Origin of the sequence: Streptomyces sp. NPDC004658 (genome assembly GCF_040609555.1) — a bacterium.
Lineage (GTDB): Bacteria > Actinomycetota > Actinomycetes > Streptomycetales > Streptomycetaceae > Streptomyces.
The window spans coordinates 1-3,467 of the sequence record NZ_JBEXKG010000328.1 but is presented as its reverse complement, the minus strand read 5'-3'; the positions used below and the strand labels follow the sequence as shown (position 1 = coordinate 3,467).

General features: G+C 68.3%; 2 protein-coding genes and 1 pseudogene. 2 read left to right on the top strand and 1 reads right to left on the bottom strand.

The window, feature by feature from the left end; all coding sequences use genetic code 11:
- Positions 1 to 433, top strand: a 433-nt coding sequence (locus tag ABZV94_RS40805; RefSeq protein ID WP_356350050.1) for an amidohydrolase family protein, incomplete at its 5' end; no start/stop codon positions are given.
- A gap of 122 nt (positions 434 to 555) precedes the next feature.
- Positions 556 to 1,653 (top strand): NAD(P)-dependent alcohol dehydrogenase, encoded by a 1,098-nt coding sequence (locus tag ABZV94_RS40800; protein ID WP_356350048.1) that lies wholly within the window; start codon positions 556 to 558, stop codon positions 1,651 to 1,653.
- Between the two features lie 689 nt (positions 1,654 to 2,342).
- On the opposite strand, the pseudogene ABZV94_RS40795 reads toward ABZV94_RS40800, so the two are convergent.
- Positions 2,343 to 2,780 (bottom strand): annotated as a pseudogene (locus ABZV94_RS40795) (4-hydroxy-2-oxovalerate aldolase); the annotation flags it as partial.
- Positions 2,781 to 3,467 lie beyond the last annotated feature (687 nt).

Here is a 3,467-nt window from a genome sequence, read left to right as displayed (position 1 = left end):
TCGTAGGGCTGGATCAAATCCAGTACTGACCAGCGAGGCAGCCACCTCCCGGCTCGCAACGCTCAGTCACTGTGCACGGAACCTGTGCCAGAACCGCATCTGCTTCGCCCACGGCGGCGGCTCGTTCGCCTTCTGGCTCGGTCGCCTGGAGAACGCCTGGCGCCGGCGCCCCGACGTCGTCGGCACCTCCGAACACTCGCCCTCGCACTACCTCGGCCGCTTTTCGGTCGACTCCGTCGTCTTCGACGAGCGTGCGCTGCGCCTTCTGGTGGACACCCTGGGCGCCGACCGCGTGATGGCAGGCAGCGACTACCCCTACCCCCTGGGTGAACGCCCGGTCGGCGCGGTCCTGACCAGGAGTGACTTCCTGACCCCGGCCCAACGCACCCTCATCTCCCGCACCAACGCCGAACGCTTCCTGGCCCGCAGCTGATCCGCGCACACCGGCGACGCTCGCGCCGGCGTATCACTCCCGTCGCGTGATCGGCCGACGGCCTCCGCGGCCGGCACTCAGGGCCAGACGGCGCACCACCCGAACCCCGACAAGGAGCACCCATGTCCATCACCACGACCGCCGCAGTCGCCCGTCCCGGCGCGGAGAGCTTCACCTGGGAGACCGTCCACCTGGAGGATCCTCGCCCGGACGAACTGCTCGTCCGTGTCGTCGCGGTGGGGCTCTGCCACACCGACCTGTCGGTGCTCGACGGCAAACTGCCCTCGATGCTCCCCGGCGTGTTGGGGCACGAGGGTGTCGGCGTAGTGGAGGCCGTCGGCTCGGGCGTCACCTCCGCTGCTCCGGGCGACAAGGTGCTGCTCACCTTCACCTCCTGCGGCCACTGCACCGCTTGCCTGACCGGCCGGCCCACCCAGTGCCAGACCTTCTTCACCAGCAACTTCCGCAACACTCGGCAGGACGGCAGCACGCCTGTCTCCGACGTGTACGGCACTCCGCTGGGCGGGCAGTTCTTCGGACAGTCGTCGCTGGCGCACCACGCTGTGGTCAGCGAGAGCAGTGTGGTGAGGGTGTCGGCCACAGACGAGGAACTGCCGATGCTGGCACCGATCGGCTGCGGCATCCAGACGGGAGCCGGTGCCGTCCTGAACGTGCTCAGGCCCGCTCCCGGCCAGAGCGTTGCCGTCTTCGGCGCCGGTGCCGTGGGGCTGTCCGCGGTGATGGCCGCCCGGCTGACCGGGGCGACCCGGATCATCGCCGTCGACCGCTTGCCTTTCCGGCTGGACCTGGCCCGTGAGCTGGGCGCCACGCACGTCGTCAACAGCGCGGAGGAGGACCTACCCAAGCGACTGGCAGAGCTGAGCGACGGCATCGGAGTGGCGCACGCGGTAGAGACCACCGGCGTGACCGCAGTGCTGGAGCAGGCGATCGCAGGCATCGCGCCCGACGGGACGGTCGCCGTCGTCGGCGCTCCGGCCGCCGGCAGCCGGGCGTCCTTCGGCGTCCTCGCTCTGCTGGACGGCCGCAGGGTGCTGGGCGTCATCGAAGGCGGCAGCGACCGGGTCACCTTCATCCCCGCCCTGCTGGAACTGCACCGCCAGGGCCGCCTGCCGTACGACCGCCTCGTACGTTCTACCGTCCCGATCAGTTGGACGAGGCAGTCGCGGAGGCCCGCAGGGGCCGCACGCTCAAGCCGGTGATCCGTTTCGACTCCTGACGGTTCCAGAGCGCGTGGCATGTTCCTCGCGGCGACGCTGACCGTGGCGGCCTACGGGACTGAGGAGCCGGCACCGCACCAGACGGCCCATCAGGAACACACCGGCGTCACGGAAGCGACCGCCCATAAGTTCGGCAGCGCACACCGCCCCGTTGCGCGTACCCGGCCCCCGGGCTCGGAACCCCGCCGAGCACACCTCGGCCCTGCGGGAGAGCGGCATCCTGCCGACACGGAACGGGGCGAGGACGTGACGGCGGCCCGGGACGGCGCGGGTCTGCTCACGGACACGTTCCGGCTCGGCATCCGCTACGCGAACGAGGGCGCGGGGCCGCCCACACTGGTGGCGAAGATGCCCTCGCAGGACGCCGTCGCCGCGCACACGGCCGCCCACCTGAACGCCTACCAGCGCGAATGTCCCTTCCAGCGAGAGTCGGCGCCCCGGCCGACCGTCCGTACCCCCGCTTTTCACGGAACGCTGAACGGACCCGACGGCACCGCGCAGGGCGTCCTGCTCGAAGACCTCCCCGAATCGCCGTCGTCGGAGACCAACTGGGCACGCCCCCTCCCGGCCTGCTGGAGCGGGCGCGCCCGGCAGTGTGGGCGTTGCCGGACAGGAGCCGAACGGCGCGGGAGCCCGCTCCCGCGCCGTAGCGGCACGCGCCGTACCGGGCTCTACGCAGTGACGCTCGGCTCCCGGCCCGGGGCCGACGTCAGATCCAGGGCGATGTCCGTCAGCATGTCTTCCTGGCCGCCGACCATCCGGCGGCGCCCGGCCTCCACCAGCAGGTCGCGGGTGTCGACGCCGTAGCGTTGCGACACCCGCTCGGCGTGGCGCAGGAAGCTGGAGTAGACGCCCGCGTAGCCGAGCGTCAGCGTCTCGCGGTCCACCCGCACCTCGCGGTCCTGCAGCGGCCGTACGAGGTCGTCTGCGGCGTCCATCAGCGGGAACAGGTCACAGCCGTGCTCCCAGCCCATCAGGTCCGCGACCGCGACGAACGCTTCGAGCGGGCAGTTGCCCGCTCCGGCGCCCTGCCCGGCGAGGGACGCGTCGACGCGGGTGACGCCGTTCTCCACGGCGACGATCGTGTTGGCCACGCCGAGCGCCAGGTTTCCACTGGGTTGCCCTTATCGCGGTAACGACACATTGTGCACCGAGATCCACCATGGCACAATGTGGGAGTGGCCGGTGATGAACTGCACGTTCGACCCCGACGCACACACTATCCATGGACGATACTAATGGAGTGGATGTGAGGATCGGTCGGGCTGTTCGGTTCGGTGGATTCGTCGGAGTGATCACTGACATCACGCACGACGGGAAAATTTTCTGGCTTCAATTCCCAGGATCCGTCTGCTCCGATCCCTACACTGAGGACCAACTCGAGGTCATCCTCGAAGCAAGCTAACGCCAGAGGCGCCATCACAATTCGGGGAACCTGGACGGTAAAACAGGGAACGCTTCCCCAAAAAAATTTGCACTGATTGCGGTAGGCTTCGGAAGCAGTGCAGCGACGGTGAGCTCTGTAGGAAGTGCTGCCTGTTTCTACGAGGTGTGCATCGATTTCGCATACAACAGGACTGTTCAATGCGCTGTTGTTTTGCAAGGCATTCGCCATGGAAGGCTGTCATCTCACCGAGATCGTACTGAACTCGAATGGGTGATGTCGGGCTGGACGGCTGCACTTGTTCCTGCTGAGACCTGAGAAGCCGTTGTCTTTCCGAGAGCGGCGGGTCTGTTTCCGCTGGTCAGGTGTAGGGGCGGTGTTTCGGCGGGAAGGACGGGGTGTCGTGTCGTCT

Excerpts from the sequence above, each read along its gene's own strand:
- ABZV94_RS40800 (WP_356350048.1), top strand. The coding sequence starts at position 556 with ATGTCCATCACCACGACCGCCGCAGTCGCCCGTCCCGGCGCGGAGAGC.